This window comes from Oceanicaulis sp. UBA2681 (assembly GCF_002354675.1).
GTDB classification, from domain to species: Bacteria; Pseudomonadota; Alphaproteobacteria; order Caulobacterales; family Maricaulaceae; genus Oceanicaulis; species Oceanicaulis alexandrii.
On the sequence record NZ_DEMB01000008.1, the window covers coordinates 113,048 to 138,647 of the forward strand.

The window sequence follows — 25,600 nt, forward strand, 5'->3', positions numbered from 1 at the left end:
CGCTGCGTAAGGAGACTACATGCTCGACTGGCTTGGGTCCGGAACCCTGTCCATTCTCGCCTTTGTCATGGTGATGGGGTTCGTCGTGATCATTCACGAGCTGGGCCATTACTGGGCCGGGCGGCTCTGCGGCGTACATGCGGATGCGTTCTCAATGGGGTTTGGCCCGACGCTGGTCTCGCGCACCGACAAGCTTGGAACGGTCTGGAAAGTCAGCGCACTGCCCCTGGGCGGGTTTGTGCAGTTCCGCGGCGACGCCAACGCCGCCAGCGCGCCGGATTACGAAACGCTCGACAGACTGCGCGCTGAACATCCCGATCCCGATAGCGTGCTGCATTTCAAACCGGTCTGGCAACGCGCCTTCATTGTGGCGGCGGGGCCGCTGGCCAACTTCCTTTTGGCGATGGTGTTATTCTCGATCCTCGGCGTGATGAATGGCGAGCGGGTGATCGAACCGCGCATCGGCGTGGTGGAAGAGGGCTCTGCGGCGGCGCAAGGCGGGTTCATGCCCGGCGATCTTGTGACAGAGATCAACGGATCACAGATCAGCAATTTCAACTCGATCCGCGAATATGTCGCCACCCGCGCCAATCAGCCCATCCGTTTCACGGTCGAGCGTGACGGATCGCCTGTTGAGCTCACCGTCACGCCCGATCGCACCTTGCGGCCTGACGGCCTGGGCGGCGAGCGCGCTGTCGGATTCATGGGGGTGGGCGTCTCTCAGGATGCGCAGATCCAGGTGGTCCGACCCGCGCTCTGGGAAGCGCCGATTTACGGCGTGACGCGAACGGTCGAGACGACCGGCACGATCATCAGTTATCTGTCGCGACTGGTCACGGGGCGCGCATCCACAGAACATATCAACGGCCCGGTCGGGATCGCCACCACGGCGGGGCAACTCGCCAATCTGGCGGTCAGCGATGGCGGCGCGGCCCAGCCAGTCGGCCTTCTAACGCGCCTCGAACGGCTGTTTGTGGTGATGTTGGCGCTGTCCGCCCTGCTGAGCGTCGGACTGGGGTTAATGAATCTTCTGCCCATTCCGGTTCTCGACGGCGGGCACCTTGTGTACTACGCCTATGAAGCGATAGCGAAGCGCCCGCCAAGCCCCTCCGTTCAGGAAATGGGGTTTCGGCTGGGTCTTGGCTTGATTTTGGCCATGTTCTTGGTGGCCACTTGGAATGATTTGAGCTATTTGCGCGGACAGTTCCTGTGACAGGGGACGTCGCGGGCGAGGGACGAGGGCCTTTCATGAATGTGATTTTCAAAGGATTGGCGGCTGCGCTCCTGAGCGTGATCACCGCAGGCGTCGGCCATGCGCAGGATGCGGGCGTTAACCCCGCAGCCTCCACGCCGGAGACGGCGCAGGTGGAAAGTGCGCCGCAGCGAGCCCAGCAGCCCATCCTGCAAATCCTTGTGGAAGGCAATCAGCGCGTCGAAGCGGATACGATTCTGTCCTATCTGCTGATCCAGCCGGGCGACCTGCCCAATTCGCGTCTGATCAACCTGTCGATCCAGACCCTTTACAGCACCAATCTGTTCTCGGACGTCCGGGTGGCGGTCGACGGCGCGTCCCTGGTTCTGTTTGTGGAAGAAAATCCCATCGTCAACCGTGTGATTCTCGAGGGTAATCGCGCCATTAACGACGAGAAGATCACCGACGAGATCGAGCTACAGGCGCGCGCCATCTTCACCCGCTCCCGGGTGCAGTCCGATGTGCAGCGCATTCTCGAAGTGTATCGCCGTTCGGGCCGGTTCGCGGCTCAAGTGACCCCGCAAATCGTCGAGCTGCCGCAAAACCGGGTTGACCTGGTCTTTGAAATCTCTGAAGGCCCGGTGACGGGCGTCGAGCGCATCTCGTTTGTGGGCAATGAAGCGTACTCTGACCGCCGACTGCGCGGCGAAATCGTCACCACCGAGGCGCGATGGTGGAAATTCTTCAGCTCGAACGACAATTACGATCCGGACCGGATCGAATATGACCGTGAGCAGCTGCGCACCTTCTACAATGACCGCGGCTTTGCAGATTTCCGCGTCACGTCGGTTTCCGCCGAGCTGGCGCCTGATCAGTCTGAATTCTACGTCACCTTCACCATGGACGAGGGCGAGCGCTATGAGTTCGGCGATATCAGCGTCGAAACTGAAATCTCTGACCTGAACATCGAGTATCTCGAAGCGGTTCTGCCGACCCAGCCGGGCCGCCTTTACGTGGGCAGCCTGATCGAGGACGCCACGGATTCGCTCACCTTCGCCGCGGGCGCCGCTGGCTACGCCTTTGTGGATGTCAGCCCGCGCGTGGCGCTGAACCGGGAAGACCAGACGGTCGACATCACCTACGTGATCGAGGAAAGCCCGCGCGTTTACATCGAGCGCATCGACATCATCGGCAACACGCGCACCTTGGACCGCGTCATTCGCCGCGAGCTGGATCTGGTGGAGGGCGACGCCTTCAATCAGGCCCTTGTGAACGTGTCGCGCTCGCGTGTGGGGCAGCTGGGCTTCTTTGAAGACGTCCAGGTCGAGCCGATCCAGGGCAGCGCGCCTGATCGCGCCCAGGTTCAGGTGCGCGTGGCGGAACAGCCGACCGGTGAACTGGCCTTCGGCGCCGGCTTCTCATCGACGGACTCCTTCCTGGTCGATTTCTCGATCTCCGAGCGCAATTTGCGCGGCCGTGGCCAGTTCCTGCGTCTGCGGGTCTCCACCAGCTCGCGCCAGCAGCAGATCGATATCCGCTTTACCGAGCCGCGCTTCCTGGATCGCAATCTGGCCGCAGGTTTTGACCTGTTCCGCGTGCGCTCTGATTTCTCGAGCGAAGCCTCGTTTGAGACGGAATCAACGGGCTTCACCCTGCGCGCCGGTTTCCCGCTGACGCGGGCTGTGCAGGCAGGCGTCAGCTATACGATGCGCACCGATGACGTGACGACCTATTCGGGCGTCTCGGAATCCATTCAGCGCGCCGCCGGCTCACGCGTCACTTCGCTGATGGGCTATTCGCTGCGCTGGAACCGGACGGACGATTATCGGGAACCGACCCGGGGCTTCCAGCTGAGCTTTAACCAGGATTTCGCCGGTCTCGGCGGGGATGTGCGGTATGTCCGCTCCGAGCTGCAGGGCGGCATCTATCGCAGCGTCTGGCGCGATCGCCTGGTGTTCAGCGCCACCGGTTCTGCCGGCTATCTGTTCTCCTGGGGCGGCGACACGGCGCGAATCAATGACCGCTTCTTCAAAGGCGGGAACTCGTTCCGCGGCTTTGAAACCGCCGGCATCGGCCCTCGGGTCGTGCAGCGACGCGATGAAGCGCTGGAAGACGGCGATGAGTTTGTCTCCGGCGACGCTCTGGGCGGTAATTTTTACGCCATCGGCGCTCTGGAAATGGGCTTCCCGCTGGGTCTGCCGGAGCAATATGGCATCCGCGGCAGCCTGTTTACTGAATTCGGCACGGTCGGCGTCCTTCCCGATGACGACCAGATCGCCGATGATGGCACGGACGCGGCCATCTTCACCGTTGACGACCTGGCGCTGCGCGCATCGGCCGGTATGAGCATCTTCTGGGATTCTCCATTCGGCCCGGTGCGGTTTGACCTGGCGCACGCCTTTATCAAGGAAGATTACGACCAAGGGGCGTTCTTCCGCTTCAGCACACGAACGGGGTTCTAAACTCATGAAACGTCAGATTTTCGCCACTATGCGCCCGCTGCGCATGCTCGCCGCAGCCCTGGCTTTGAGCATCGGCTTCAGCGCTGCGAGCTTTGCTCAAGGCGTGCTGGTCATGAACGAACAGCGCATCTTGCGAGAGAGCGCTGTCGGCCAGCACATCACCACGCGACTTGAAGCCATCGGTCAGGAGATCCAGGCCGAACTTCAGCCGCAACAGGCTGCGATCCAGTCTGAAAGCGAAGCGCTGAACGCTGAGCTCTCGGCTTTGTCCGAAGACGCGATCCGCCAGCGTCCCGACCTGGCTGCGCGCTATGAAAGCCTGCAGCGTGACGCGGCGACCTTCGAGCAGACCCGCCGCATTCGCGCTCAGGAACTGCAAGCGACCGAGCAACAGGCCATGCGTCCTGTTCTGCCGATCCTGCAGGAAGTGCTGCAAGAGATCGTCAATGAACGCAATGCGGACGTGCTCATCGACCGCTCTGTGGTGGTCTATGCCGCAGATTCCGTCGACATCAGCCAGTCTGCGATCGAGCGCCTGAACCAGCGGATCTCGACCACGCCGGTCAACCGCGTGCGCGTTCCCACCCAGCCTGCTCAACAGCAGCAATAAGGTTGGTCTGATATGGGGGCCGACCCGCGATTTTTTGAGCGGCTCGGCCCGCTCAAGGCTTCTGACATCGCCGCGCTTATCGGGTCTGACCTGATCGGCGACGGCGATGTCGCTGTTTTTGACGTCTCAACACCTGACGCGGCGCAGCCGGGCGAGTTGATGTTTCTGGCCGGCAAAGCGCCGCCGGAAACGCCGCCCGCTGCCGGCGTCGCGATTGTCCCGGACGCCAGCTGGGCGGACGCCTTGCCCCATTGCGAGGCTGTTCTCGTGCACCGGGTTCCACGCGCAGGTTTTGCGCAGGCGGCGGCCCGGCTCCTGACTACGCGATTTCATGACGGCGCGGACTTCATTCACTCCACTGCACAGATTGCCGAAACAGCGCGTCTGGCGCCCGGCGTCATCGTCGGCCCGGATGCTGTCATTGGCGAAGGCGCGCGCATTGAGGCCGGAGCGATTATCGGGCCTGGCGTCGTCATCGGCGCGCACACACGGATCGGCGTTCGCGCGAATGTGCAATGCGCGCTGATTGGCGCGAAATGTGAAATTTCCGCAGGCGCGGTTGTCGGGGAGGCCGGCTTCGGCCTGGCCTATGAAAAGGGTGAGGTGTTCACCCTGCCGCATCTGGGGCGCGTGGTTATCGAAGACGAGGCGACGCTCGGCGCCAACGCGACCGTGGATCGCGGCATGCTCAAGGACACCCGGATCGGCAAGGGCGCGCGGATCGATAATCTCTGCCATATCGGCCATAACGTGGATGTGGGCGAGTATGCGGTGATGGCGGCGTTTGCCGGCATCTCAGGCAGCACCATCATTGGCGCTGGCGCGCAATTTGGCGGCCGTGTGGGCGTTGCAGACCATTTGAAAATCGGCGCCGGGGCTCGGCTTGCGGCGGACGCCGCCGTGATGAAGGACGTGCCGCCGGGGGAAACCTGGGCGGGGTCGCCCGCGCAGCCCATCCAGAGCTTCATGCGGGAGACGGCTTGGTTGCGGCGTGCGGTTGGACGCAAGTCCAAACCTGATCGCAAGAAGGATGAGACATGAGCGATGAGTCCACGGCCATCGGGCCTGATGAAATCCTGCGCCGTCTGCCCCATCGCTATCCGTTCTTGATGGTGGACCGGGCGGAAGCCTATGTGGCGGGAGAGTCCATTGTCGGATTCAAGTGCGTCTCGGCCGCCGAACCGCACTTTCAGGGGCATTTCCCCGAAAACCCGGTCATGCCCGGCGTGCTGATCATCGAGGCGCTGGCCCAGACGGGCGCAATCCTGATGTCAAAAACGCTCAATGCGGACATTTCCAACACGCTGATTTATTTCATGGGTGTCGAGCAAGCCAAATTCCGGCGTCCTGTCCGTCCCGGTGATGTGCTGGAGATGCCCGTTGAGGTCACTGCGAACCGCCGCGGCGTTTTCAAATTCAAGGGCGAAGCGCGCGTGAACGGCGTCCGATGCGCGGATGCGACCTTCTCGGCGACGTCTGCGCCGCGCGAAGCCTGACGGAGCGAGCATGACTCACACCATCCATCCTACCGCCCTTGTAGACGACAGCGCCCAGCTTGGCGACGGCGTCGAGATCGGCCCGTTCTGCACTGTCGGTCCGAATGTGAAGATCGGCGACCGCACGCGCCTGATCTCTCATGTGACGCTGAGTGGTCAGACGGATCTGGGCGCGGACTGCTTGCTGCACCCGTTCGTTTCGCTTGGCGAACCGCCCCAGGACTTCAAGTTCAAGGGCGGCGATGTGCGGCTGATCGTCGGGGATCGCAACATTCTGCGCGAGCAGGTGACCATGCATATGGGCACCGAAACCGCGAAGGGCGTGACCCAGGTCGGCTCTGATAACTTCTTCATGGTCGGGGCGCATGTGGCCCATGACTGCACCGTCGGAAACCATGTGGTGTTCGCCAACAATGCGACGCTGGGCGGTGATTCCACGGTGGCCGATTACGTGATCATGGGCGGGCTGTCGGCGTTGCACCAGCAATGCCGGATCGGCAAGTACGCCTTTATCGGCGGCGGCGCCCCGGTGACGGGCGACGTTATTCCCTATGGCATGGTGGATAATCTCGGTGCGCTGGCGGGTCTCAACCTGGTCGGGCTCAAACGTCGCGGCTTTGCGCGCGATGCGATCCATGATCTGCGCGCGGCATACCGTCTGGTCTTCGCCAATGAAGGCGCGTTCAATGAACGCATCGAGGACGCGGCGCGTCTGTTTGAGAACCGGCCTGAAGTGATGGATATCGTTGAGTTCATCCGCACTCCGGCCAAACGCCCGCTTTGTTCGCCAGAGGGGCGCTAGGTCTTGGCGGAGTTTGAGCGTCTGGGGCTGATTGCGGGGGGCGGCGACCTTCCTGTCTATGTGGCCGAAGCCGCTCAGGGCGGAGACCGGCTGGCGTGCGTCATCGCGCTCAAAGGATTTGCCGATCCGACTCGTTATGAGAGCCCGATCATTCGCGGCATCGCCCAGCTGGGGCAGGTGGTGAAGGATCTGCGTCTGGCCGATTGCGACGCAGTCTGCTTCGCCGGCATCGTGACACGGCCAGATTTCTCGGCGCTCAAACCTGACCTGAAGGGCATGACCTTTCTGCCCCAGGCGCTGGCGGCCGCGACCCGGGGCGATGACGCGCTGTTGCGCGCCATTGTCGGGTTCTTCGAGAAAGAGGGTTTCACAGTCATCGGGGCCAATGACATTGCGGACGAGCTTCTGGTCGATCCTGGTCTGATCGGCACGGTCGAGCCGAGCCCAGGCGTGCGGGCGGACGCCGCCAAGGCGCTTCATATCGCTGGGGTGACGGGCGCGGAGGATATCGGGCAGGGCGCTGTGGTGTGCGACGGGCTTGTGCTGGCCGTGGAAGCGCAGGAAGGCACCGATCAGATGCTGGCGCGCGTCGCCGGCTTGCCGCCCGAGCTGAGAGGCTCCGCCATGACCCGCAAGGGCGTGCTCGCCAAACGTCCCAAGCCCGATCAGGAACGGCGTATTGATTTGCCGGTGATCGGCGTCTCTACGGTTGAGGGCGCCGCGCGCGCGGGTCTCGCCGGTATCGTCATCCCTGCGGGCGGGGCTATGGTTTTAGGCCGGGAGGCTGTTGCGCGCGCCGCCGATGCGGCGGGGCTCGCAGTCTGGGCCGTATCTATGGACGAGCTGGCGGGTGTCGCCGATGACCGAAACTCTGACCGCAAACACTGATCTGGCGCGTGCGCCCAGGATTTTCCTGGTGGCGGCGGAACCGTCTGGCGATGCGCTGGCGGGCGATCTGATCGACGCCCTGCGCGTACTACGCCCGGATGTCGAGATCGCCGGCGTTGGCGGGCCAGAGATGGCGAAGCGCGGCGCCGTCTCTCCCTTTGACATTTCCGAGCTGTCGGTTTTTGGACTGTTTGACGGGCTGAAAATCATCAACCTCGTCCATCAGCGCGCTCAGGAGACCGCGGACGCCGCCAAGGCGTTTGGCGCGGATGCTGTGGTGCTGATTGATTCGTGGGGGTTCATGCTGCGCGCCGCCTGGAAACTGCGTGAAGCTTTGCCGGACGTGCCGTTGATCAAATATGTGGCGCCTCAGGTCTTCGCGGCCCGGCGCGAGCGCGCCAAAGTCGCAGCAGACACGTTTGATCACCTCCTGGCGATTCATCCGTTTGACGCGCCATACTTCACCGAACACGGCATGGATGTGAGCTTTGTGGGCAATCCGGCGCTTGAGCGTGACCTCAGCGGCGACGGCCCGGCTTTTCGCGCCCGTCACGGCGTCAGCCCCGAGGATCCGCTTTTGCTGGTCTTGTTCGGCAGTCGGGCTTCGGAATTGACCCGGCTATTCCCGCGCTTCGCCGACGCCGCCCGCCGTTTAAAGGCCGAGCGGCCGGACCTCAAGCTGGTCACCCCGCTGGCTCCGTCTATTGCGGCGCAGGCGCGGGAGATGATCAAGGCGGAGCCCGCCTTTGAAGATCTGATCATCGTGGATGGCGAAGAGCGCCGGGACGCGTTCCATGCTGCGGATGTGGCTCTGGCCTGTTCAGGCACGGTGACGCTGGAGCTGGCGCGTTTGGGCGTGCCTACGGTTGCGGCCTATCGTCTGGGCTGGCTGGCCTGGGCGGCGGCGCGGTTCTTCCTGATGAAATCCAAATACATCTCGCTCGCCAATATCGCCGCAGACGAAATGCTGATCCCAGAACATGTCCAGACCCAGTGTCGGGGCGATGTGCTGGCGCACAGCGTCGGCGCCTTGCTGGATGATCCTGAGCGCCGGTCGGACATATCAGCCAAGCTGCGTGCGGTGACCGATCATATGCGCGGTGAAGGCGGATCTCCGTCCGCGAACGCCGCCGCGGCGGTGTTGTCCCTGATCTGAGCGGTGACTGATTCCATACAAGGGACATGCTTGCGCTTAGAAATGTAGCATATATACTATCTTTCGAAGCTTAAGCAGGAGGTCATCATGCGTGCTCAGGGCCCGCTCCACGGTTTTTACATCGCTGACTCCAGCGACGATCCACAAAAGGCGCAAGCCTGGGCGCAGACGTCCAAACGGCGCCCATTGGTGGTCCTGACCGTGATGATGTTTGTGGTCTTCGCAATCGTGCTGTCCGTCGTGATCGACGGCGTCCTTCAGGCCCTGATCGCGCAAACGGCGATTATTGAGTCCATGACGGGGCTTGCGCCCGTTCTGCTGATTGGCGCGGGGGCTGCGATCTGGCTGGACAGAAAGCTTTATCTGGCTAGTCGACCAGCCTTCGCCGTGCCGGGGGAGCCCTATGATGAGCGGCAGCAAGCGCTTGTCGCCATGGCGACTCGGCAAGGGCTGAAACTGGCGCTCGCGCTTCTGGTCATCGTCGCGGCGGTTGGCGCGTCGCCCTTGCCAGCAGGATATTCAATCGGTGTAGGCTTGGCGGCGATCGCACTAGCCCTGTCCGGACCTCAACTGGTGCTGGCCTGGACGTTGAAAGCCTCTGATTTCAACTTTTCAGGCGATGAGGATGGGGACGCAGATGGCTGATCCCGTCGCCTTCCAGAACCGGGTGAAGACCTATCGCGTGGATCGCGGCTTGTCCCGGCAGGAGCTGGCGAACCGGGTTCAGGTCCACCCCCAGACGATCGGGGCCATCGAGCGGGGCCAGTTCAATCCCACCATCGAAGTTGCGCTAAGGCTGTCTGAGACGCTGGGAGTTGGGCTCGATGACTTGTTTTCACGAGATGGATTCGGCTCGCTGAAAGGCTAGTGTGCTGACAAAAGAAAACCGGCGAAGCTACTGCTTCGCCGGTCTTTTTTGTAATCTACTTATAAGCCGATTAGCGTTTGTCGATGCCGACGAAGTCGCGGGCGGTCGCGCCGGTGAAGGCCTGGCGCGGACGGCCGATTTTCTGGCTCGGATCCTCGATCATTTCCGACCATTGCGCGATCCAGCCGACAGTGCGGGCCAGGGCGAACAGCACGGTGAACATCTCGGTCGGGAAGCCCATGGCTTTCAGGGTGATGCCCGAATAGAAGTCGATGTTCGGATAGAGCTTCTTCTCGACGAAGTACGGATCTTCCAGCGCGATCTTCTCCAGCTCCATGGCGACGGCCAGAAGCGGATCATTGCGCACGCCCAGCTCGTCGAGCACGGCGTGGCAGGTTTCGCGCATCACTTTGGCGCGCGGATCGTAGTTCTTGTACACGCGGTGGCCAAAGCCCATCAGGCGGAACGGATCGTTCTTGTCTTTTGCCTTGGCGACGTATTCGGGGATGTTCTCCACCGAACCGATTTCCGCCAGCATGTTGAGCGCCGCTTCATTGGCGCCGCCATGCGCCGGGCCCCACAGCGAGGCGATGCCGGCCGCGATGCAGGCGAACGGGTTGGCGCCCGAAGAGCCGGCGAGACGCACGGTCGAAGTCGACGCGTTCTGCTCGTGATCGGCGTGCAGGGTGAAGATCTTGTCCATGGCGCGCGCCAGGGTCGGGGAGACTTCGTATTTCTCCGCCGGAACCGCAAAGCACATCTGCAGGAAGTTGGACGCGTAATCGAGATCGTTCTGCGGAGTCACAAAGGGCTGGCCGATGTGATACTTGTACGCCCGCGCCGCGATGGTCGGCATTTTCGCGATCATGCGATGGCTCGCGATCAGGCGGGCCTTCGGATCATTGACGTCCGTAGAGTCGTGATAGAACGCGGACAGCGCGCCCACAGTGCCGACCATGATCGCCATCGGGTGCGCGTCACGACGGAAGCCGCGGAAGAACTGGTCAAACTGGTCGTGCAGCATGGTGTGGCGACGGATCGTCCAATCGAACTCTTCGAGTTCCTTGGCGTTCGGCAGTTCACCGTTTTGCAGCAGGTAGGCGACTTCGATGAAGCTGGCGTTGTCGGCCAGCTGATCGATCGGATAGCCGCGATACAAAAGCGTGCCTTCATCGCCGTCGATATAGGTGATCTGGCTTTCGCATGACGCGGTGGACGTGAAACCGGGGTCAAAGGTGAAAACACCCGCATTTTTATAAAGCGCACGAATGTCGATGACGTCCGGACCGATGGAGCCGCCATACACAGGCAGGTCATAAGTCTCGCCATTAATCGACAGCTGTGCGGAACCTTTCGGTTGAATCTTGTTTTCCATATCTCCAACCCCTTTTCTATGGGTCATGATGAACGCGGCCTGTGAAGGGGCGCGACCTAGTCCATCACGTCATTGAGCCGATCCAGAACTTCATCGCGTCCCAGAACCGCCAGTACGAAACTCATATCCGGCGCTGGCGCGCCACCGGTGAGAGCCGCTCGGAGCGGCTGGCCCACCTTGCCAAATCCAACGTCTTCAGCCTCTGCGAAAGCGTTAAGCACCTCGCCCAAAGCCGCCTCGGTCCAATCTGGCGTAACCCGTAAAACCTCTGCAAGGCGCGATAAAAGCGCCTTGGCGTCATCCTTGAGCGCCTTTGCGGCTTTGCCCGTCAACTCGATCGGGCGCGGACGGATGAGGAAATAGGTCTGATCTTCCAGTTCTGCGAGGGTGGCCGCCCGTTCTTTCAGCACTTTCATCGCTGAAGACACCCAGACTTTCGCCTGATCATCCAGCCGCACATCTTTGCGGCCTTCAAGGCGATCCCACAACAGATCGGTCAAACGCGCATCTTCGGCGCGCTTCATATGCCAGGCGTTGACGCTGGACATCTTGTCGAAATCCAGCCGCGCCGGGGCTTTGCCGAGGCCTTTGAGGTCAAAGGCTCCAACCATTTCAGCGTCGGTGAAGTATTCCTGGTCCCCTTTGGACCAGCCGAGCCGCAGCAGATAATTGCGCAGGCCCTCGGGCAAATAGCCCATGTCGCGATACGCTTCCACGCCCAGCGCGCCATGGCGCTTGGACAGTTTCTTGCCGTCCGGGCCGTGGATCAGCGGGATGTGGGCGAAGACCGGAATGTCCCAGCCCAACGCATTATAGATCTGGGCCTGTCGGCCAGCGTTCACCAGGTGGTCATCGCCGCGAATGATGTGGGTGACGCCCATATCATGATCATCGACCACGACGGCGAGATTATAGGTGGGATTGCCGTCACCGCGCAGAAGCACGAGATCGTCAAATTCCTTGGCGCCCCAGCGTACCTGTCCCTGAACCGCATCCTCGATCACCGTGTCGGTGTCCGAGGCGCGAAAGCGCACCACGAAAGGCGCGTCTGCAGGCGCTTCGGACAGGGCGCGGTCGCGCCAGGGCGAACGCAGCGCCCGGCCTTCAGCGAAGGCCTGTTCGCGCAGGGCCTCTGTTTCTTCCGCCGTGCAATAGCACCGGAATGCAGCGCCTTTTTCGATCAGCGCGTCCACAATTTCACGGTGGCGGTCCGCGCGGGCGAATTGGGAGACGGTCTCGCCATCCCACTCCAGGCCCAGCCAGCTCAGGCCGTCCACGATCGCCTGAACCGTCTCGTCAGTTGAGCGGGCGCGATCGGTGTCTTCAATGCGCAGCTTGAATTCGCCGCCATTCGCCCGCGCAAACAGCGCGTTGAACAACGCGGTGCGAGCGCCGCCAATATGCAGGTAGCCAGTCGGGGACGGCGCGAACCGGGTGATGATTTTCATATGATCTTGCAATTGCGAATTCATGCTGCAGTGCGAAGGGTCGTGCTCTTTAGCACGCCAAACCGCATCCGTCATAGCCTCAGCCTGATGTTCACGCCAAAATGAAGGTGTGAAGTCTTACAAGTTTCCACCCACAGGGGAAAGTCCCACCCTGCGCCAGGCGATGCTCGCCGGGCTGGGCGCCCCGTTGACGGTGAATGCACCTGATCCGTACCGGCTGATCTTATGGGCGCCGGTTGCGCTTGCGGTGGGATCGGCGGCTTACTTCTCCTGGCCGGTTGAACCGGGAGGAGTTCCGGTCCTGACAGGCGTAATTATCACCGCGCTTTGTGGGCTGGGCTGGAGCGTGCGCCGTGATGTCAGCACGCTGTATGTCTGGGTTCTTCTTGGCTGCATCTGTCTGGGCTTTGTTCTCGCGGGGCATCGCAGCCATGCGTTGGCGCCGCCGCCGCTGGAGCGCTTTGTCAGCGAACGCAGCGCGCAAGTGACGGGCTGGATCGAACGCGTGGAGCGACTGGATGGGCGTGCGCGCCTGTTGATCCGGGTCCATGAGCTGGAACACGCCGAGACCCCGCCTGTACGCGTGCGGGTCCGGGCGGGGCTGGGCGCTTTTGAACCCGGCGACGCCATCCAAGTGCGCGCCCGCCTGTCGCGGCCGTCAGCGCCCGTGGCCGCAGGTGGGTATGACCCGGGCCGAGCGGCCTGGTTTGATCAGATCGGTTTGACGGGATACGCGATCTCCGATCTGGAGCCCGCCGAGATCGCCGCGCCCAGACCGCGAATTCTGGATCTGGCGCGGTTTCGCTGGCGCTTGTCTGAGCGATTGCAGGCGGGGGCCGGGTCGCGCACCGGCGCCGTGGCGGCGGCCTTGCTGACCGGGGAGCGGGCGCGAGTGTCCTTTGAGGACGCAGAGGCCCTGCGCCTGTCGGGTCTGGGCCATATTCTGGCGATTTCCGGGCTGCACATGGCCTTGTTCGCCGGCGGCGCTTATTGGCTGATCCGCCTGATCTTCGCCGCATGGGAGCCTTGGGCGCGCGGGAATGATCCGCGAAAGCCCGCAGCCCTGGGCGCGTTGGTCGCGGCGAGCCTCTATCTGGTGGTGTCAGGCGCTGCGGTGTCCACCCAGCGCGCCTATATCATGGCGTTCGTGGTGCTGGTCGGCGTCTTGTGCGACCGGCAGGCCTTTTCCATGCGGTCTTTGGCGCTGGCCGCCATTTTCATCATCCTCATCACGCCTGAAAGCGTCATCGAACCGGGGTTTCAGATGAGCTTCGCCGCTGTTGCGGCGTTGATCGCCAGCTTTGACGTTTATCGTCGCTGGCGTCCCGAGGGCGGCGGCTCAACCTCGCTCCTCGCCAAGATCAAGGACGCGATAGCCGGGTTGAGCGCCACATCCCTGATCGCGGGGTCCGCGACCGGTGCGTTTGCTGTGTTTCATTTCCAGCGCATGGCCGCATATGGGCTTTTGGCCAATCTGGCGGCCATGCCGCTTTTTACGTTCTGGGTGATGCCGGCGGGCGGCGCGGCGCTCCTGTTTTCGGTGATTGGGCTGGAAGGCCCGTTTCTCTGGATCATGGACCAAGGGCTGCGCCGGGTTCTGGATGTGGCGTATTGGGCGTCAACGCTTGAAGGGGCCGTGGTGGGCGCTAACGCCGCCGATCCCGCGCTGCTGGCGCTCTATGGTTTGGGTTTTGCGTGTCTGGTGATCGGGCTGGGGTGGATGCGGCTGGGCGGCGGGGTGCTGGTCTGCGCCGCCCTGGCGCTGTTCATCGTTCAGGCGCCGCCCCAGATGATGATCACCGATGGCGGGGTGGTGCTGGCGCGATTTGAGGGGGCGGGAGACGCCTTCACCGTCAGTGACCGCAGGCGGGGACGGTTTGATGCGCGCGTCTTCCTGCAACGCACCGGAGCGAGCTATCGCCCGGAACGTGCGGCGCTGGCCTGCGACTCTCTGGGATGCACGGGGCGCACCGCGGAAGGCTTGCTGCTCGCCGTCACGGATAATCCCGAGGCGCTGGAGGATGATTGCGACCAGGCGGATCTGATCGTCTTTGACGGGGTCGTCTCCGCCTGGCGTAAGCGCCGTTGTGCAGCCTTGCTGTTAGATGACCCGGCGCGCGCCGAACTCGGCGGGCTGGAGTTCTGGGTGCATGACGGCCGGGTGGTCCGCATGCGCGGCGCCGAGCAGGCCCGGCAGGGCCGTTTATGGGGCGGCGCGCAGGGCAGCTAGCTTATTGAAGCTTGAGCCCGGATTGAGACATGCGCCAGAGCAGGGCGTCGATGCGGTCCTGACCAAAGAAAGGTTCGCCGTTAAACACCATCAGCGGCACGCCCCAATGACCCGCCGCATCCTGATTGGCTTCGTTTTCGAGGATCTGGGCGTCAATCTGGTCGGATTGGGCGTCCGCTTCCGCATTCAGCCAGTCCGGGTCCAGTCCAGCCTTGTGAGCGGCTTCATCCAGCGCGCCGTCATCGGTCCAGGGTGTTTCATAGCCTGCGCTTGCGCCGCCCCAGATGCGCCGGCTGGCGGCGGCGATATACGCTAGCCCGTCGCCGGTTTGCGTGGCCAGAACGCCCAGTCGGTTGAGATAGGTGATGCGCGGCTGCTCAGGGGCGATCTTCAGTGTGCCTAGATCCTGAGCGATCGGATCGGGCGAAGGCGCGCTGATGGGGAGGCCCAGGCGTTCCGCCTCGCGCGCCACATCAATGAGCACATAATGGATCCAGCGCGAATCGCGTTCTTCGAAGAACTCAGGGCTGCGCACCGCCAATGGGCGCACAATACGGACATTGACCGTGAAGCCGTATTGATCGCGCAGGGCCAGCAGGCGCTGTGCTGCGATATAGCTGTAGGGGCTTCGAAACGACCAATAAAGGTCAAAGCTGAGCGCGGTCTGATCTGTCATGGTCTGTGCTGTCCTGATCGGGCAAAGCCCCGAACGGCAATACTAAACCGCGCAAATCAGCGCGCCTAGTGATAGCGCCGGATCAAGCCGACCAGACGCCCCTGCACCTTGACCTCGTTCGGGCCGAAAATGCGGGTTTCATAGGCCGGGTTCGCCGCTTCCAGAGCGATGGAGCCGCCCTTTTTGCGCAGCTTTTTCAGCGTGGCTTCTTCGTCATGGACGAGGGCGACAACGATGTCGCCGCTATTGGCGGTGTCGCCGCGTTTGATCACCACCAGATCGCCGTCGAGAATACCGGCGTCGATCATGGAATCGCCATGCACTTCCAGCGCGAAATGCTCGCCGCCGGAAATCATGTTCGCCGGAACGGGCAAGCGGTCGGTTTCATGCTGGATCGCCTCAATCGGCACGCCGGCCGCGATTCGGCCCAGAACCGGCACGTCCACGCCCTGAATGCTTTCTTCGTGAGCGGGGGCGCCGAAGGGCGCTTTCACCACATTGGAGGCAGGCGCTGACGCGGGAGCGCCGGTTTGCGGCAGCTTCAGCACTTCCAGAGCGCGCGCCCGGTGGGCCAGCCGACGGATGAATCCGCGTTCTTCCAGAGCGCTGACCAGTCGATGCACGCCGGACTTGGAGGCGAGGTTGAGCGCTTCTTTCATTTCGTCAAAGGAAGGCGACACGCCGTCTTCAGACAGACGCTTGTTGATGTAGAGCAAAAGCTCGTGCTGCTTTTTGGTCAGCATGGTCGCCTCTTGGAACAAAATAGAAACTTACTAAAAGTGTTCTATGCATGTTCCGTCTTAACGTCAAGTGAAGCTGCGACGCGTTTAGAGCCCCATAAGGGTGCGCGTCGCGGCGGTGACATCGTCCTGCCGCATCAGGCTTTCACCGACCAGCAGAGACTTGGCGCCAGCGTGCTGCAATCTGACAGCGTCGTCACGGGTGAAGATGCCGCTTTCCGCCACCAGAAGCCTGTCATCACCCACCATAGGGGCAAGAGTTTCAAAGGTTTCCAGTGAGGTTTCGAAGGTGCGCAGATTGCGGTTGTTCACCCCCACAAGCGGGCTGGGGAGGGCCAGAGCGCGTTTCATTTCGGCGGCGTCATGCACTTCGACCAACGCATCCATATCCCATTTGAACGCTTCCTCGATCAGCGCGGCGGCGAGGGAATCATCAACGCTGGCGAGAATCACCAGGATGCAATCCGCGCCCAGCGCGCGTGATTCGGCGACTTGCCAGGGGTCGTAGAGAAAATCCTTGCGCAGGACCGGCAAAGACACCGCCGCGCGCGCCGCGACCAGATAGTCATCATGGCCCTGAAAGCTGGGCGCGTCGGTCAGAACAGACAGGCAGCTTGCGCCCCCGTCTTCATAGGCTTTGGCGAGTATGGGCGGGTTGAAGTCTTCGCGGATCAGGCCCTTGGACGGGCTGGCTTTCTTCACTTCCGCGATCAGGCTTAGCCCATGCTCGGTCGCATCGCGCTCCAACGCCGCCTTGAAACCGCGGACCGGGCTCGCCTGCTGGGCGCGCTCGCAGACCGCTTCATACGGGAGCGCGGCCTTGCGCTCGGCGATATCGGCGCGCTTGTAGGCTTCAATTCGGTTCAGGACGTCGCTCATCGGGCGTGTTCTCTTCAAGGTTTAAGCGCTTAGGCGTTGCTGGCTCTGACAAGGGCGTCGAGCGCAGCTTGCGCGCGGCCGTCATCAATTGCGGCCCCAGCCAGTTCCGCGCCGGTCTTCAGGTCTTCAGCCAAGCCTGCGAGCTTCAGCGCGGCGGCGGCGTTGATCAGGACAATATCGCGATAGGGGCCTTGCGCGCCCTTCAGGAGGTCTCGGATCGCCTGCGCGTTCTCTTCAGGTTCGCCGCCTTTCAGATCATCCAGCGCGGCGCGGCGCAGCCCTGCATCCTCAGGCGTGATCTCGTATTCACGGATCTCGCCGTCCGGCGTCAGTTCGGCGACAAAGCTGACGCCGGTGGTGGTGATTTCATCGAGCCCGTCTTCGCCATACACGATCATGGCGGCGTCCGCGCCCAAGCCGCGCAGGGCTTCGGCCATGGGAACCAGCCATTTGCGGTCAAACACGCCCAGGAGCTGACGTTTCGCGCCGGCGGGGTTTGATAGCGGACCCAGCAGGTTGAAAATCGTCCGCACGCCCAGCGTCTTGCGCGCCGGCCCCACATGACGCACCGCGCCGTGGTGAGCCTGGGCGAACAAAAAGCCCACGCGCGCCTGACCCAGTGCGGCTTCCACCTGATCAGGGCGGGCGAACAGATTTACGCCCAGGCTTTCCAGCACTTCCGCAGAGCCCGATTTGGAGGAGGCGGCCTTGTTGCCATGTTTGGCGACGACGGCGCCTGCGCCAGCGGCCACGAGGGCGGCGGCGGTCGAGATGTTCCAGGTGCCGCGGGCGTCGCCGCCGGTGCCGCAGGTGTCGATGGCGGCGGCGGGCGCATTGACCGGCGTCATGCGGGCGCGCATGGCCTTGGCGCCGACCATCAGCGCTTGCGGGCTTTCCCCCAAGGCGGTCAACGCCAACAGAAACCCGCCAACCTCTACAGGGTCGGCCTGACCCTCCATCAGCGCGTCAAACGCGTCCGCAAGCGCAGTCTCATCGGGTTCCTGGCCCAGGGCGAGGGCCTGAATGGCGGGACGCATGCGGCTCATGCCGCTTGCTCTGTGGTCAGACCCGCAAGACGCAGGAAATTGCCGATCAGCGCGTGACCATGCTCGGACGCGATGGATTCAGGGTGAAACTGAACGCCGTGAATGGGGCGGGTCTTGTGCATCAACCCCATGATCTCGTCGTCTTCGGTGTGCGCATTGGCGACCAGCTCAGTCCCATCGGGCAGATCCACCGCCAGCGAGTGATAGCGCGTGGCCTGATAGGGCGAGGGCAGGGCCTCGAACACGCCTGTGCCGTCATGGCGGATCGGGCTGGTCTTGCCATGCATGATCGCCTTGGCCTGAATGACCTTGCCGCCAAACACCTGACCGATCGACTGAAAGCCGAGGCAGACGCCAAAGATCGGCAGGTCCTCCGGGGCGTTCCGGATCAGGTCCAGGCAGATACCCGCTCGATCCGGATCACAGGGGCCGGGGCTGATCAGAACGCCTTGAGGGTTGAGGGCCAGGGCGTCCTCTGCGCTCATCGCATCATTGCGGATGACGCGGGTCGGCGCGCCCAGCTCCTGGACATAATGAACCAGGTTGAAGGTGAAGCTGTCATAATTGTCGATGATCAACAGCATGGAGGGCTCGCCGCATCCGTGAAAACTGATGTGGAACTTAAGCAAGGCGACACGCGCCGCCAACCGCGACTCGCTGTAAATAGGCACGGATGATCCGTACTGCTTCCTATGCGCCGCATCTGGGCTCTGCCCTGGCCGCCGGTTTCATGCTGGTGGCGGCGCTTGCTTATAATCTGGGCGCCAATAGCAGCGAGGCCGAAGCGCGCGCCGTCGCGGCGCCTGCTGACCTCGACTCCCGCCAGCTCGCCTCGTCCTGGCCCGGCGTGATCCGCGTGGAGGCGGCGAACAGGATCGGCGCCGCGCCCAAGCCTTCAGTGGTTGAGACTTCAGCCCTCACCTCCGAGCCTGTTGAGCCGGCGCTTTTGACGCCGCCTCTGACTTCAGGGCGGCCGCAACTGGCGGTCATCATTGACGATGTGGGGCTGGATGTCGTGGCGGCCCGGCGATTGATCGCGCTGGATGCGCCTGTCACCTTGTCTATTCTGCCCTATGCCGAGGCGGCGTCCGCGCTCGCCCGTGAAGCGGGCGCGGCGGGGCGAGAGGTTTTCGTGCACCTGCCGATGGAGCCGGTGGGCGTGGAAGATCCCGGCCCGTACGCCCTGACCGAATTTCAGAGCCCGTCCGAGATGGCCTCGCGCATTGGCTGGGCGTTTTCGCGTGTTCCGGGCGCTGTGGGATTCAACAATCATATGGGCAGCCGCCTGACGTCTGACAGACGCGCCATGGACGCCATGTTTTCTGCCAGCGATCTGCCGCGCTCCATGCTTTTCGTGGATTCGCTGACCCATCCGCGCTCTCAAGCGGCTTCCGCAGCGCAAGCGGCCGGTCTGACTGCGATGACCCGCGATGTGTTTCTGGACCATGTGCCGGATGAGGCGTCAGTGAGCGTTCAGCTCAACCAGGCCCTGGCTCTGGCGCTGCAGAACGGGCAGGCAATCGCCATCGGCCATCCGCGCCCTGAAACCCTGGCTGTGCTGGCGGATCTGTCGCGCCGGGCGGAGGCCGTAGGCGTGGAGCTGGTCACGATCAGCGCTCTGGGCGCGGCTCAGGCTCAAGCCCAAGTCCAAGACAGCTAGACGAAACGCCAGGCTTCGGCGGCGGCGCGGAACAGGGCGCGCGCCTTGTTCACTGTCTCCTGGTGTTCGGATTCCGGATCGGAATCGAGCACGACGCCTGCGCCGGCCTGCACATGCATCTGGCCATCCTTGACGATGGCGGTGCGCAGCGCGATCGCCATGTCCATATCGCCATTGGCGCCGAAATACCCCACAGCGCCGGCATAGATGCCGCGGCGATGGGGCTCGAGTTCGTCAATGATCTCCATCGCCCGAACCTTGGGCGCGCCGGACACCGTGCCGGCGGGGAAGCCCGCCATCAGCGCAGAAATCGCGTCTTCGCCGTCCGATAGCTGGCCTTCCACATTGGAGACGATGTGCATGACGTGGCTATAGCGTTCGATGATCTCGCGCTCGGTGACGCGAACGGTGCCCGCCTTGGCGACCCGGCCCACATCATTACGGCCCAGATCCAGCAGCATCAGGTGTTCGGCGCGTTCCTTGGGGTCTGCGCGCAGATCCGCCTCATGGGCCTGATCGGCTTCTTCGGAATTGCCGCGCGGCCGGGTTCCGGCGATCGGTCGCACGGTGACGGTGTCGCCGCGCAAACGCACCAGAATTTCCGGGCTCGAGCCCACAATGGCGAAGCCGGGCAGGTTGAAGAAATACAGGAAGGGCGACGGGTTGGTCCGACGCAAGGACCGGTACAGCGAGAGCGGCGTCGCTGAGTAGGGCGCGGAAAACCGTTGGCTCGGGACCACCTGAAAAATATCGCCGGCGCGAATATAGTTTTTCGCAGTCTCGACATTCTGGCGATATTGCGCCGGTTCCATATTGCTGACCGGTTCAGGCATCGACCAAGGTTCGGACGCGCTCGCGATCGGGGCCGGGGCGTCGAGCCGGGCGAACACCGCCTCGATCCGGCGCCGCGCGGCGTCCACCAGCAATTCCGGGTCGGCGCCTGGCGCTGGACGAATGGGAGCGGCGGCCAGGATTTCCTGGCGCAAGGCGTCAAACACCACCATCACGCGTGGACGCAGCAATTGACCCTCGGGCAGGCCCAGCGGTTCGGGTGCGGCCTGATCGGGCAGACGCTCGACCTGACGGATCATGTCATAGCCCAGATAGCCGAACAGGCCCGCCGAGATGGGCGGCAGGCCCGACGGCAGTGTGAGTCGGCTCTCTGCGATCAGTTTGCGCAACGCGTGCAGCGGCTTCTCTGCACAGGGTTCAAACGCGCCGGGCGCAACGCCGGGGGCGGGGGCGTGGGCGATCTCGGCCTGATCGCCGCGGCAGCGCCAGATCAGGTCCGGGTCAAGGCCAATGGCGGAATACCGGCCTCGAAACGCGCCGCCCTCCACACTTTCCAGCAAGAAGGTGTTGGCGTTATGGGAGGCGAGTTTCAGATAGGCAGAAACGGGCGTCTCAAGGTCGTCAACGCGCGTGGCGGTCAACAGCACGGTCTGACCGCGCGCGCACAGCTCGGTCGCCGTGTCGAGATCCGGAGCGAAGACGGTCATATAACGCCTGAGCCTGTTACTGCAGCTGTGTCCGGCCCAGAGCCTGATCAATCAGGGTCTGGTCCGTACGCACCTCGTACGCATTGATCAGCGCGCTGGTGACGATTTGGGTGGCGTCGTTGCGAAGCTCGTTCGTCAGCTCTTGCTGTGAGGGGCGTTCCGCCTGCGCCGGATCAACCGAGATCACATCATCGACGAGGACGATAGCGCGGGTGGTCTGGTTGCCGGCGCGCGCGGCGAAGCGCTGGCCTTCGGGCAGACGGAAGGCCTGGCCCACCAGCTGCGCGCTGAACGGCCCTGCGGTTTCGCCGCGGCCCAGAACAGCGGTTTCCACGCGTGCGCCCGTGCCCAGGGACTCGGCGATGGCGTCCAGGGTTTCACCAGCCTCAAGGCGCGCTTGCGCATCGTCGACGAGCGTTTGCAGACGGTCATCCGTTTCACGCACCATCCAGAATTGCGCGGCGTCTTCGCGCACTTCAGAAAGCTCGGACAGACGCGCCGGCTCGATCTCATCCACGCGCACCACGAAATAGCCGCCGTCTTCGCCATAGCTTTCAAGGTCAGTGGCGAAGCCTTGCTGGGCGCTGAACGCAGCCGTCAGAAGATCGGGGTTTTGCAACAGGGTGAGCGCCGGTTCGCGATCTGCGGAATAGCCGTTGGCGGCGACGAAATCGATCCGTTCCGCGATCAGGCCCGCCTGCATGGCGGCTTCTTCCAGCGTCGCGCCATTGCCGCGCGCTTCCTCAAAGACGCCCAGCGCATCCAGCATCATGCCCTCGGCGTTGTCACGCGCCAGTTCATCGCGCAATTCAGCCTCAAGCTCCGACAGCTCTGGCGTATCCGGGTCGGTCGCCGCGTCAATACGCACCACGCGCCAGCCCAGCTGGCTCTGAACGGCGGCGATGTCGCCCGCCGCCATTGTGAAGGCCCGGTCAGCGATCTGACTGTCAGGGACCTGATAGGATTGCACGTCGGCCAGAGCGACTTCCTCGCCCAGGCTCAACTCGGTGACGATGGTCGAGACGGTTTCGCCCGCGCTCAGACGAGCGGCGGCGGCCTCGGCGGTCTGCTGGTCGGGCGCAGGCCACTGGGTCAGCGAACGGGTTGCAGGTTCCGCCAGGTCTCCGTTTTCAAGCCGGAAATCATAGAGCGCCTGAAGGTCCTCATCAGACACTTCGACATCGCGCAGGAAATCGGTCGGGCTGACACGCATCAGGGTCAGGCGGCGCTGTTCGGGACGTTCAAAAATGCGCGCGTTTTCGTTGATGAAAGCGGTCAGCGTGTCGTCATCGGGCGCTTCAGGTGTGTCCACCAGGCTCGGCTGCAGGAAAAGGGCGCGCAGGCTGCGGCGCTCGCCATTGTAAGCGGCGCGGATCTCGCCAAAGATCTCGGGCGCATAGACGCCGCCCAGGGCCGCGGAAACGAACTGGCCGCGGCGCAGCTCGCTGGTGATGTCGGCTTCAAACTGGCGCTCGGCCAGAGGACCGCCATAACCGTTTTCGCGCAGGACCGAGGCGTAGGTGCCGGGATCAAACTGGCTGGTGAACGGGTTCTGGAAGGCGGCGATGGAGCGCAGGGTCTCAAACAGGGTGTTGTCAGAGATCGACAGCCCCATCTGATCGGCCTTGGCGTCGACGGCGGTTTCCGCGATCAGGCGTTGGACAACAGAATCACCCAGGCCCATCTCGTCGGCCTGCTCGCGGGTGATTTCGGGGTTGTCGCGCTGGATCTGGAACAGTTGGCGTTCATAGGTGCGCGCCAATTCTGATGCGCTGACCGTTTCAGGCCCCACCACGATCGCAGCATTGCTGTTGTTGCGGAAGATATCGTTCACGCCCCACAACGCAAAGGCGGCGATGAGCAGCGCGATAATCATACCGCCAATGATAGGCGAACGGGCGAGCGAGCGGATAAGCGACAGCATTGAGCGTTCCAGATCAGGCCAAAGGGCTGGTGAGCATAGCGGCCGGACCGTAGCGGGGCGGGGCTTGTGCGGCAAGCAGGCCAGTGCGTTGCGGCCACACTCTTACACTGCTATTTCAGCGCGCCGCGCCTGTTGGACGCGAGCGCACGACATAAACACTATAAAAACGGGGATGGCGATGACGCGGCGCAAGCTAGTGGCGGGCAATTGGAAGATGAACGGTCTGGTCAAGGACCGCGACTTTCCAAAGGCTCTGTCTGACGCCCTAGGCGAGGAGCCGCGCTGCGATGTCCTGCTGTGCCCGCCGGTGACGCTCTTGCCCCTGATCGCGGCGGACAAGCCTGATTGGCTCTTGCTTGGCGGTCAGGATTGCGCTCCGCAGGCGTCGGGCGCGCACACCGGGGATGTCAGCGCCGCCATGCTGGTGGATCTGGGGTGCACGCATGTGATCGTCGGCCATAGCGAACGCCGGGCGGACCATGGTGAGACCAATCAGTTGGTGAAGGCGAAAGCCATTGCCGCGCTGGACGCGGGTCTGAGCCCGATCGTGTGCGTCGGCGAGACGCTGGACGAGCGTGAATCGGGCGAGGCGGAAGCCGTGGTGGTCAGCCAGTTTCTAGCCAGTTTGCCAGAGTGTGCGGCTGACAAAATCGTCATCGCCTACGAACCGGTCTGGGCGATTGGAACAGGTCGCACTGCAACGCCTGAAGATGCGCAAGCCATGCATGACGCCATCCGGGCGGCCTGGCCTGGAGATGACGCAGCCGCTTTGCGTATTGTTTATGGCGGATCAATGAATCCGGGAAATGCTGAGTCTTTATTGGAACAATCTGATATTGATGGCGGCTTGGTCGGAGGCGCGAGTTTAAAGCCTCAAGACTTCGCGCGAATCATTCAATCGGTCCGGTAAGGCGATCTTCAGAGTTTTTCGCTAGCGTCACCCCTGAATAAAGACATGGCCTGAGAAACAGGCGGGGTGGTGAATGAGCGATATCGATTACAGCCGGGCGAGCGTCGCGCTCTATGATCCGGTGTCCGTGAACCAGCGCACCACGCGCTATTCCCTTCATGAGATTGGTTTTCGTGACATCTTTCAGCTCAATACGCTGGCGGAACTGCGACGCATCGTTCAGGACGACGCCCCGCATCTGATCATCGCGGAGACGGCGGATCACGAGACGGAAGTTTTTCGTCTGGTGCGCGCTATCCGCTCGGGCGAATTGTCCAATAACCCCTTTGTCGCCCTGCTGCTGACATCCTGGCGGCGTGATGCGGATCTTGTGCGCAACGCCATCGGCTGCGGCGCGGACGATCTGTTGATCCGTCCCTTGTCCAACAGCTTTGTGGAAGACCGAATCCGGACGCTTATCCGCGCTCGCAAGCCGTTTATCGTCACGAGCGATTACATCGGACCGGACCGACGCAAGGACCAGGACCGCGGTGAAGGCTCGGCCAAGCCCATCGAAGCGCCCAACGTGCTCAAGGCGGTCGTCACCAACGATATTGACGCCCTTCAACGCGCGCACGCCTGGATTGACGAGGCTCAGCGCACCGTCGAAGGCGAACGTCTGCGTCGCCTCTGCATGCGCATTATTGTGGGCGCCGAAGCGGGCATGCGTGAAATGAAAGCGGGCCGTCAGCCCGCCATTGATCTCAAGGAATTTGAGAACAGCGCGCGTGAATTGCGGGCCCGCATGGCGAAGTTTCGTTCCAGCGAAGCGTCTCGTGTTGCAAAAGCCCTGGTCGACATCGCACTGGAGCTGCAAGAGCAAGCGGGCCTGACCCTGGCCAATCTGTCTCTCGCCAAGGAGCTCTCCATGGCGGCTTATGTGGCGTATGCCGGCGATGACGGCATGGAACGCTCACAAGACGAGATGGCGAAGGCGGCTGAAGCGCTTCAGAAGCGCATGGCGATGGCTTCCGCGCGGAAGATACAGGTGGAAGGTGGCGCTCCGCCTCCAGCTGAGCTAAAACGCGCGGCCAACTAGTCCGTCGCGGTCCTCGCGCGGACGAAACTCTGTTTATTCGGAAACGCCGCGCAATGACTGCTGTCCTTCTGATCATTCACGTTCTTATCGCCGCTGCACTGACCGGGGTGATCTTGATGCAACGCTCCGAGGGCGGTGCGCTTGGCATTGGCGGCGGCGGCCCTGGCGGCATGATGAGCGGCCGCGGCGCGGCCAACCTCTTGACCCGGATCACCATGATCCTGGGCGCGCTGTTCATCGGCAATTCTATTCTTCTGGCGATCCTGTCTGGCGTCACCACCAGCACGGGATCGGTGCTTGACCGCGTGGGCCAGAGCGAAACCAGTTCCGACCTGCCGTTCGGCGATCTTCAGGGGCTTGATGCAGATGCGATTGATGCGCCTGAGGCGACGATCCCGGCCGAGCCTGCGCCAGCTGACGACGCACCGACTGAAGACGAGCCCTCTGCTGAGCTGCCGAACCGGTAGGCGAGGTGTTCGGCGCGTTGCGAACGCGCTGAATGAACGTTTGATGTTTGAAGGCCGTCAGCTGCCGACATGGCGCTGGCGGCCTTTGCGTATGCAGGGCTGAGCGTCTTCTTTCAGACTTTCAACAGCGCTTAACCGCGATTTCCACGGCGAGTATCAGAACAGACGCTTTTGTCCGCCGCGATTCTGCGCTA

Annotated in this window: 24 protein-coding genes; 15 read left to right on the forward strand and 9 right to left on the reverse strand. The window is 62.8% G+C overall.

Features of this window, described 5'->3' with window-relative positions; translation table 11 throughout:
- The first annotated feature begins 19 nt into the window (after positions 1-19).
- The 10 genes from B3M53_RS05720 to B3M53_RS05765 all read left to right on the forward strand — a co-directional run bounded on the left by B3M53_RS05720 (position 20) and on the right by B3M53_RS05765 (position 9,474).
- Positions 20-1,213: a M50 family metallopeptidase gene (locus B3M53_RS05720; protein ID WP_273147792.1), complete on the forward strand. Its 1,194-nt coding sequence runs from the start codon at positions 20-22 to the stop codon at positions 1,211-1,213.
- 35 nt (positions 1,214-1,248) lie between these two features.
- On the forward strand, positions 1,249-3,654 hold the full coding sequence (gene bamA / locus B3M53_RS05725) for an outer membrane protein assembly factor BamA (protein ID WP_022699561.1): 2,406 nt from the start codon (positions 1,249-1,251) through the stop codon (positions 3,652-3,654).
- 4 nt (positions 3,655-3,658) lie between these two features.
- The gene (locus B3M53_RS05730; protein ID WP_022699560.1) at positions 3,659-4,264 is read left to right on the forward strand and encodes an OmpH family outer membrane protein; all 606 of its coding nucleotides are present in this window, start codon (positions 3,659-3,661) and stop codon (positions 4,262-4,264) included.
- A gap of 12 nt (positions 4,265-4,276) precedes the next feature.
- Positions 4,277-5,305, forward strand: coding sequence for a UDP-3-O-(3-hydroxymyristoyl)glucosamine N-acyltransferase (gene lpxD, locus B3M53_RS05735; RefSeq protein WP_286799823.1), 1,029 nt, complete (start codon positions 4,277-4,279; stop codon positions 5,303-5,305).
- Positions 5,302-5,760 (forward strand): 3-hydroxyacyl-ACP dehydratase FabZ, encoded by a 459-nt coding sequence (fabZ, locus tag B3M53_RS05740; RefSeq protein ID WP_022699558.1) that lies wholly within the window; start codon positions 5,302-5,304, stop codon positions 5,758-5,760. The genes lpxD and fabZ overlap by 4 nt, the downstream gene beginning before the upstream one ends.
- Before the next feature lie 10 nt (positions 5,761-5,770).
- On the forward strand, positions 5,771-6,562 hold the full coding sequence (gene lpxA, locus B3M53_RS05745) for an acyl-ACP--UDP-N-acetylglucosamine O-acyltransferase (protein ID WP_022699557.1): 792 nt from the start codon (positions 5,771-5,773) through the stop codon (positions 6,560-6,562).
- A gap of 3 nt (positions 6,563-6,565) precedes the next feature.
- Complete coding sequence (locus B3M53_RS05750; protein ID WP_022699556.1) at positions 6,566-7,450, forward strand: LpxI family protein; 885 nt, start codon at positions 6,566-6,568, stop codon at positions 7,448-7,450.
- Positions 7,422-8,606, forward strand: coding sequence for a lipid-A-disaccharide synthase (gene lpxB, locus B3M53_RS05755; RefSeq protein WP_286799825.1), 1,185 nt, complete (start codon positions 7,422-7,424; stop codon positions 8,604-8,606). Before B3M53_RS05750 ends, lpxB begins: the two co-directional genes overlap by 29 nt.
- 87 nt (positions 8,607-8,693) lie before the next feature.
- Positions 8,694-9,251 (forward strand): hypothetical protein, encoded by a 558-nt coding sequence (locus tag B3M53_RS05760; RefSeq protein ID WP_022699554.1) that lies wholly within the window; start codon positions 8,694-8,696, stop codon positions 9,249-9,251.
- Positions 9,244-9,474, forward strand: coding sequence for a helix-turn-helix transcriptional regulator (locus B3M53_RS05765; RefSeq protein ID WP_028284435.1), 231 nt, complete (start codon positions 9,244-9,246; stop codon positions 9,472-9,474). Before B3M53_RS05760 ends, B3M53_RS05765 begins: the two co-directional genes overlap by 8 nt.
- A 70-nt stretch (positions 9,475-9,544) precedes the next feature.
- Here B3M53_RS05765 and gltA read toward each other — a convergent pair whose 3' ends face one another.
- Complete coding sequence (gltA, locus tag B3M53_RS05770; RefSeq protein WP_022699553.1) at positions 9,545-10,849, reverse strand: citrate synthase; 1,305 nt, start codon at positions 10,847-10,849, stop codon at positions 9,545-9,547.
- Positions 10,850-10,905: 56 nt separating this feature from the next.
- Positions 10,906-12,297, reverse strand: coding sequence for a glutamate--tRNA ligase (gltX, locus tag B3M53_RS05775; RefSeq protein WP_273147770.1), 1,392 nt, complete (start codon positions 12,295-12,297; stop codon positions 10,906-10,908).
- A 109-nt stretch (positions 12,298-12,406) separates the two neighbouring features.
- Here gltX and B3M53_RS05780 point away from each other — a divergent pair, with 109 nt between their 5' ends.
- The gene (locus B3M53_RS05780) at positions 12,407-14,527 is read left to right on the forward strand and encodes a ComEC/Rec2 family competence protein (protein ID WP_286799827.1); all 2,121 of its coding nucleotides are present in this window, start codon (positions 12,407-12,409) and stop codon (positions 14,525-14,527) included.
- A gap of 1 nt (position 14,528) precedes the next feature.
- Here B3M53_RS05780 and B3M53_RS05785 read toward each other — a convergent pair whose 3' ends face one another.
- The 5 genes from B3M53_RS05785 to B3M53_RS05805 all read right to left on the reverse strand — a co-directional run bounded on the left by B3M53_RS05785 (position 14,529) and on the right by B3M53_RS05805 (position 18,452).
- Positions 14,529-15,203, reverse strand: a complete 675-nt coding sequence (locus tag B3M53_RS05785) for a 2-hydroxychromene-2-carboxylate isomerase (RefSeq protein ID WP_286799828.1) — start codon at positions 15,201-15,203, stop codon at positions 14,529-14,531.
- 65 nt (positions 15,204-15,268) lie between these two features.
- Entirely contained in the window at positions 15,269-15,946 is a 678-nt protein-coding gene (lexA, locus tag B3M53_RS05790) for a transcriptional repressor LexA (RefSeq protein ID WP_028284434.1), read from the reverse strand.
- Positions 15,947-16,030: 84 nt separating this feature from the next.
- Positions 16,031-16,822, reverse strand: a complete 792-nt coding sequence (gene trpC, locus B3M53_RS05795) for an indole-3-glycerol phosphate synthase TrpC (protein WP_160091657.1) — start codon at positions 16,820-16,822, stop codon at positions 16,031-16,033.
- A gap of 29 nt (positions 16,823-16,851) precedes the next feature.
- Complete coding sequence (trpD, locus tag B3M53_RS05800) at positions 16,852-17,868, reverse strand: anthranilate phosphoribosyltransferase (protein WP_286799829.1); 1,017 nt, start codon at positions 17,866-17,868, stop codon at positions 16,852-16,854.
- Positions 17,865-18,452, reverse strand: a complete 588-nt coding sequence (locus tag B3M53_RS05805) for an anthranilate synthase component II (RefSeq protein WP_286799831.1) — start codon at positions 18,450-18,452, stop codon at positions 17,865-17,867. The genes trpD and B3M53_RS05805 overlap by 4 nt, the downstream gene beginning before the upstream one ends.
- 89 nt (positions 18,453-18,541) lie before the next feature.
- Here B3M53_RS05805 and B3M53_RS05810 point away from each other — a divergent pair, with 89 nt between their 5' ends.
- Complete coding sequence (locus tag B3M53_RS05810; protein WP_286799832.1) at positions 18,542-19,528, forward strand: divergent polysaccharide deacetylase family protein; 987 nt, start codon at positions 18,542-18,544, stop codon at positions 19,526-19,528.
- Here B3M53_RS05810 and trpE read toward each other — a convergent pair.
- Together trpE and B3M53_RS05820 are read right to left on the reverse strand one after the other, a co-directional pair.
- Positions 19,525-21,027, reverse strand: a complete 1,503-nt coding sequence (gene trpE / locus B3M53_RS05815; protein ID WP_286799833.1) for an anthranilate synthase component I — start codon at positions 21,025-21,027, stop codon at positions 19,525-19,527. The genes B3M53_RS05810 and trpE overlap by 4 nt on opposite strands.
- Positions 21,028-21,043: 16 nt before the next feature.
- Positions 21,044-22,951: a peptidylprolyl isomerase gene (locus B3M53_RS05820; protein ID WP_286799835.1), complete on the reverse strand. Its 1,908-nt coding sequence runs from the start codon at positions 22,949-22,951 to the stop codon at positions 21,044-21,046.
- 178 nt (positions 22,952-23,129) lie between these two features.
- Between B3M53_RS05820 and tpiA the strand changes: the two genes are divergently transcribed.
- The 3 genes from tpiA (at position 23,130) to secG (ending at position 25,406) form a co-directional block, all read left to right on the forward strand.
- On the forward strand, positions 23,130-23,861 hold the full coding sequence (tpiA, locus tag B3M53_RS05825; RefSeq protein WP_286799836.1) for a triose-phosphate isomerase: 732 nt from the start codon (positions 23,130-23,132) through the stop codon (positions 23,859-23,861).
- 73 nt (positions 23,862-23,934) lie between these two features.
- Positions 23,935-24,939, forward strand: a complete 1,005-nt coding sequence (locus B3M53_RS05830; RefSeq protein ID WP_286799837.1) for a response regulator receiver protein — start codon at positions 23,935-23,937, stop codon at positions 24,937-24,939.
- A 53-nt stretch (positions 24,940-24,992) separates the two neighbouring features.
- A complete protein-coding gene (secG, locus tag B3M53_RS05835) occupies positions 24,993-25,406 on the forward strand; it encodes a preprotein translocase subunit SecG (RefSeq protein WP_286799839.1) in 414 nt (137 codons plus the stop codon).
- The last annotated feature ends 194 nt before the right edge of the window (positions 25,407-25,600 follow it).

What these genes read in the sequence shown, in the direction of transcription:
- tpiA (WP_286799836.1), top strand. Translation starts at nt 23,130, where the DNA reads ATGACGCGGCGCAAGCTAGTGGCGGGCAATTGGAAGATGAACGGTCTG.
- B3M53_RS05720 (WP_273147792.1), top strand. Translation starts at nt 20, where the DNA reads ATGCTCGACTGGCTTGGGTCCGGAACCCTGTCCATTCTCGCCTTTGTC.
- B3M53_RS05730 (WP_022699560.1), top strand. Translation starts at nt 3,659, where the DNA reads ATGAAACGTCAGATTTTCGCCACTATGCGCCCGCTGCGCATGCTCGCC.
- trpC (WP_160091657.1), bottom strand. Translation starts at nt 16,822, where the DNA reads ATGAGCGACGTCCTGAACCGAATTGAAGCCTACAAGCGCGCCGATATC.
- B3M53_RS05810 (WP_286799832.1), top strand. Translation starts at nt 18,542, where the DNA reads ATGATCCGTACTGCTTCCTATGCGCCGCATCTGGGCTCTGCCCTGGCC.
- B3M53_RS05830 (WP_286799837.1), top strand. Translation starts at nt 23,935, where the DNA reads ATGAGCGATATCGATTACAGCCGGGCGAGCGTCGCGCTCTATGATCCG.
- B3M53_RS05820 (WP_286799835.1), bottom strand. Translation starts at nt 22,951, where the DNA reads ATGCTGTCGCTTATCCGCTCGCTCGCCCGTTCGCCTATCATTGGCGGT.
- lpxB (WP_286799825.1), top strand. Translation starts at nt 7,422, where the DNA reads ATGACCGAAACTCTGACCGCAAACACTGATCTGGCGCGTGCGCCCAGG.
- trpD (WP_286799829.1), bottom strand. Translation starts at nt 17,868, where the DNA reads ATGAGCCGCATGCGTCCCGCCATTCAGGCCCTCGCCCTGGGCCAGGAA.
- secG (WP_286799839.1), top strand. Translation starts at nt 24,993, where the DNA reads ATGACTGCTGTCCTTCTGATCATTCACGTTCTTATCGCCGCTGCACTG.
- lpxD (WP_286799823.1), top strand. Translation starts at nt 4,277, where the DNA reads ATGGGGGCCGACCCGCGATTTTTTGAGCGGCTCGGCCCGCTCAAGGCT.
- B3M53_RS05805 (WP_286799831.1), bottom strand. Translation starts at nt 18,452, where the DNA reads ATGCTGTTGATCATCGACAATTATGACAGCTTCACCTTCAACCTGGTT.
- gltA (WP_022699553.1), bottom strand. Translation starts at nt 10,849, where the DNA reads ATGGAAAACAAGATTCAACCGAAAGGTTCCGCACAGCTGTCGATTAAT.
- B3M53_RS05785 (WP_286799828.1), bottom strand. Translation starts at nt 15,203, where the DNA reads ATGACAGATCAGACCGCGCTCAGCTTTGACCTTTATTGGTCGTTTCGA.
- lexA (WP_028284434.1), bottom strand. Translation starts at nt 15,946, where the DNA reads ATGCTGACCAAAAAGCAGCACGAGCTTTTGCTCTACATCAACAAGCGT.
- lpxA (WP_022699557.1), top strand. Translation starts at nt 5,771, where the DNA reads ATGACTCACACCATCCATCCTACCGCCCTTGTAGACGACAGCGCCCAG.
- trpE (WP_286799833.1), bottom strand. Translation starts at nt 21,027, where the DNA reads ATGACCGTCTTCGCTCCGGATCTCGACACGGCGACCGAGCTGTGCGCG.
- bamA (WP_022699561.1), top strand. Translation starts at nt 1,249, where the DNA reads ATGAATGTGATTTTCAAAGGATTGGCGGCTGCGCTCCTGAGCGTGATC.
- gltX (WP_273147770.1), bottom strand. Translation starts at nt 12,297, where the DNA reads ATGAAAATCATCACCCGGTTCGCGCCGTCCCCGACTGGCTACCTGCAT.
- B3M53_RS05760 (WP_022699554.1), top strand. Translation starts at nt 8,694, where the DNA reads ATGCGTGCTCAGGGCCCGCTCCACGGTTTTTACATCGCTGACTCCAGC.
- B3M53_RS05765 (WP_028284435.1), top strand. Translation starts at nt 9,244, where the DNA reads ATGGCTGATCCCGTCGCCTTCCAGAACCGGGTGAAGACCTATCGCGTG.
- fabZ (WP_022699558.1), top strand. Translation starts at nt 5,302, where the DNA reads ATGAGCGATGAGTCCACGGCCATCGGGCCTGATGAAATCCTGCGCCGT.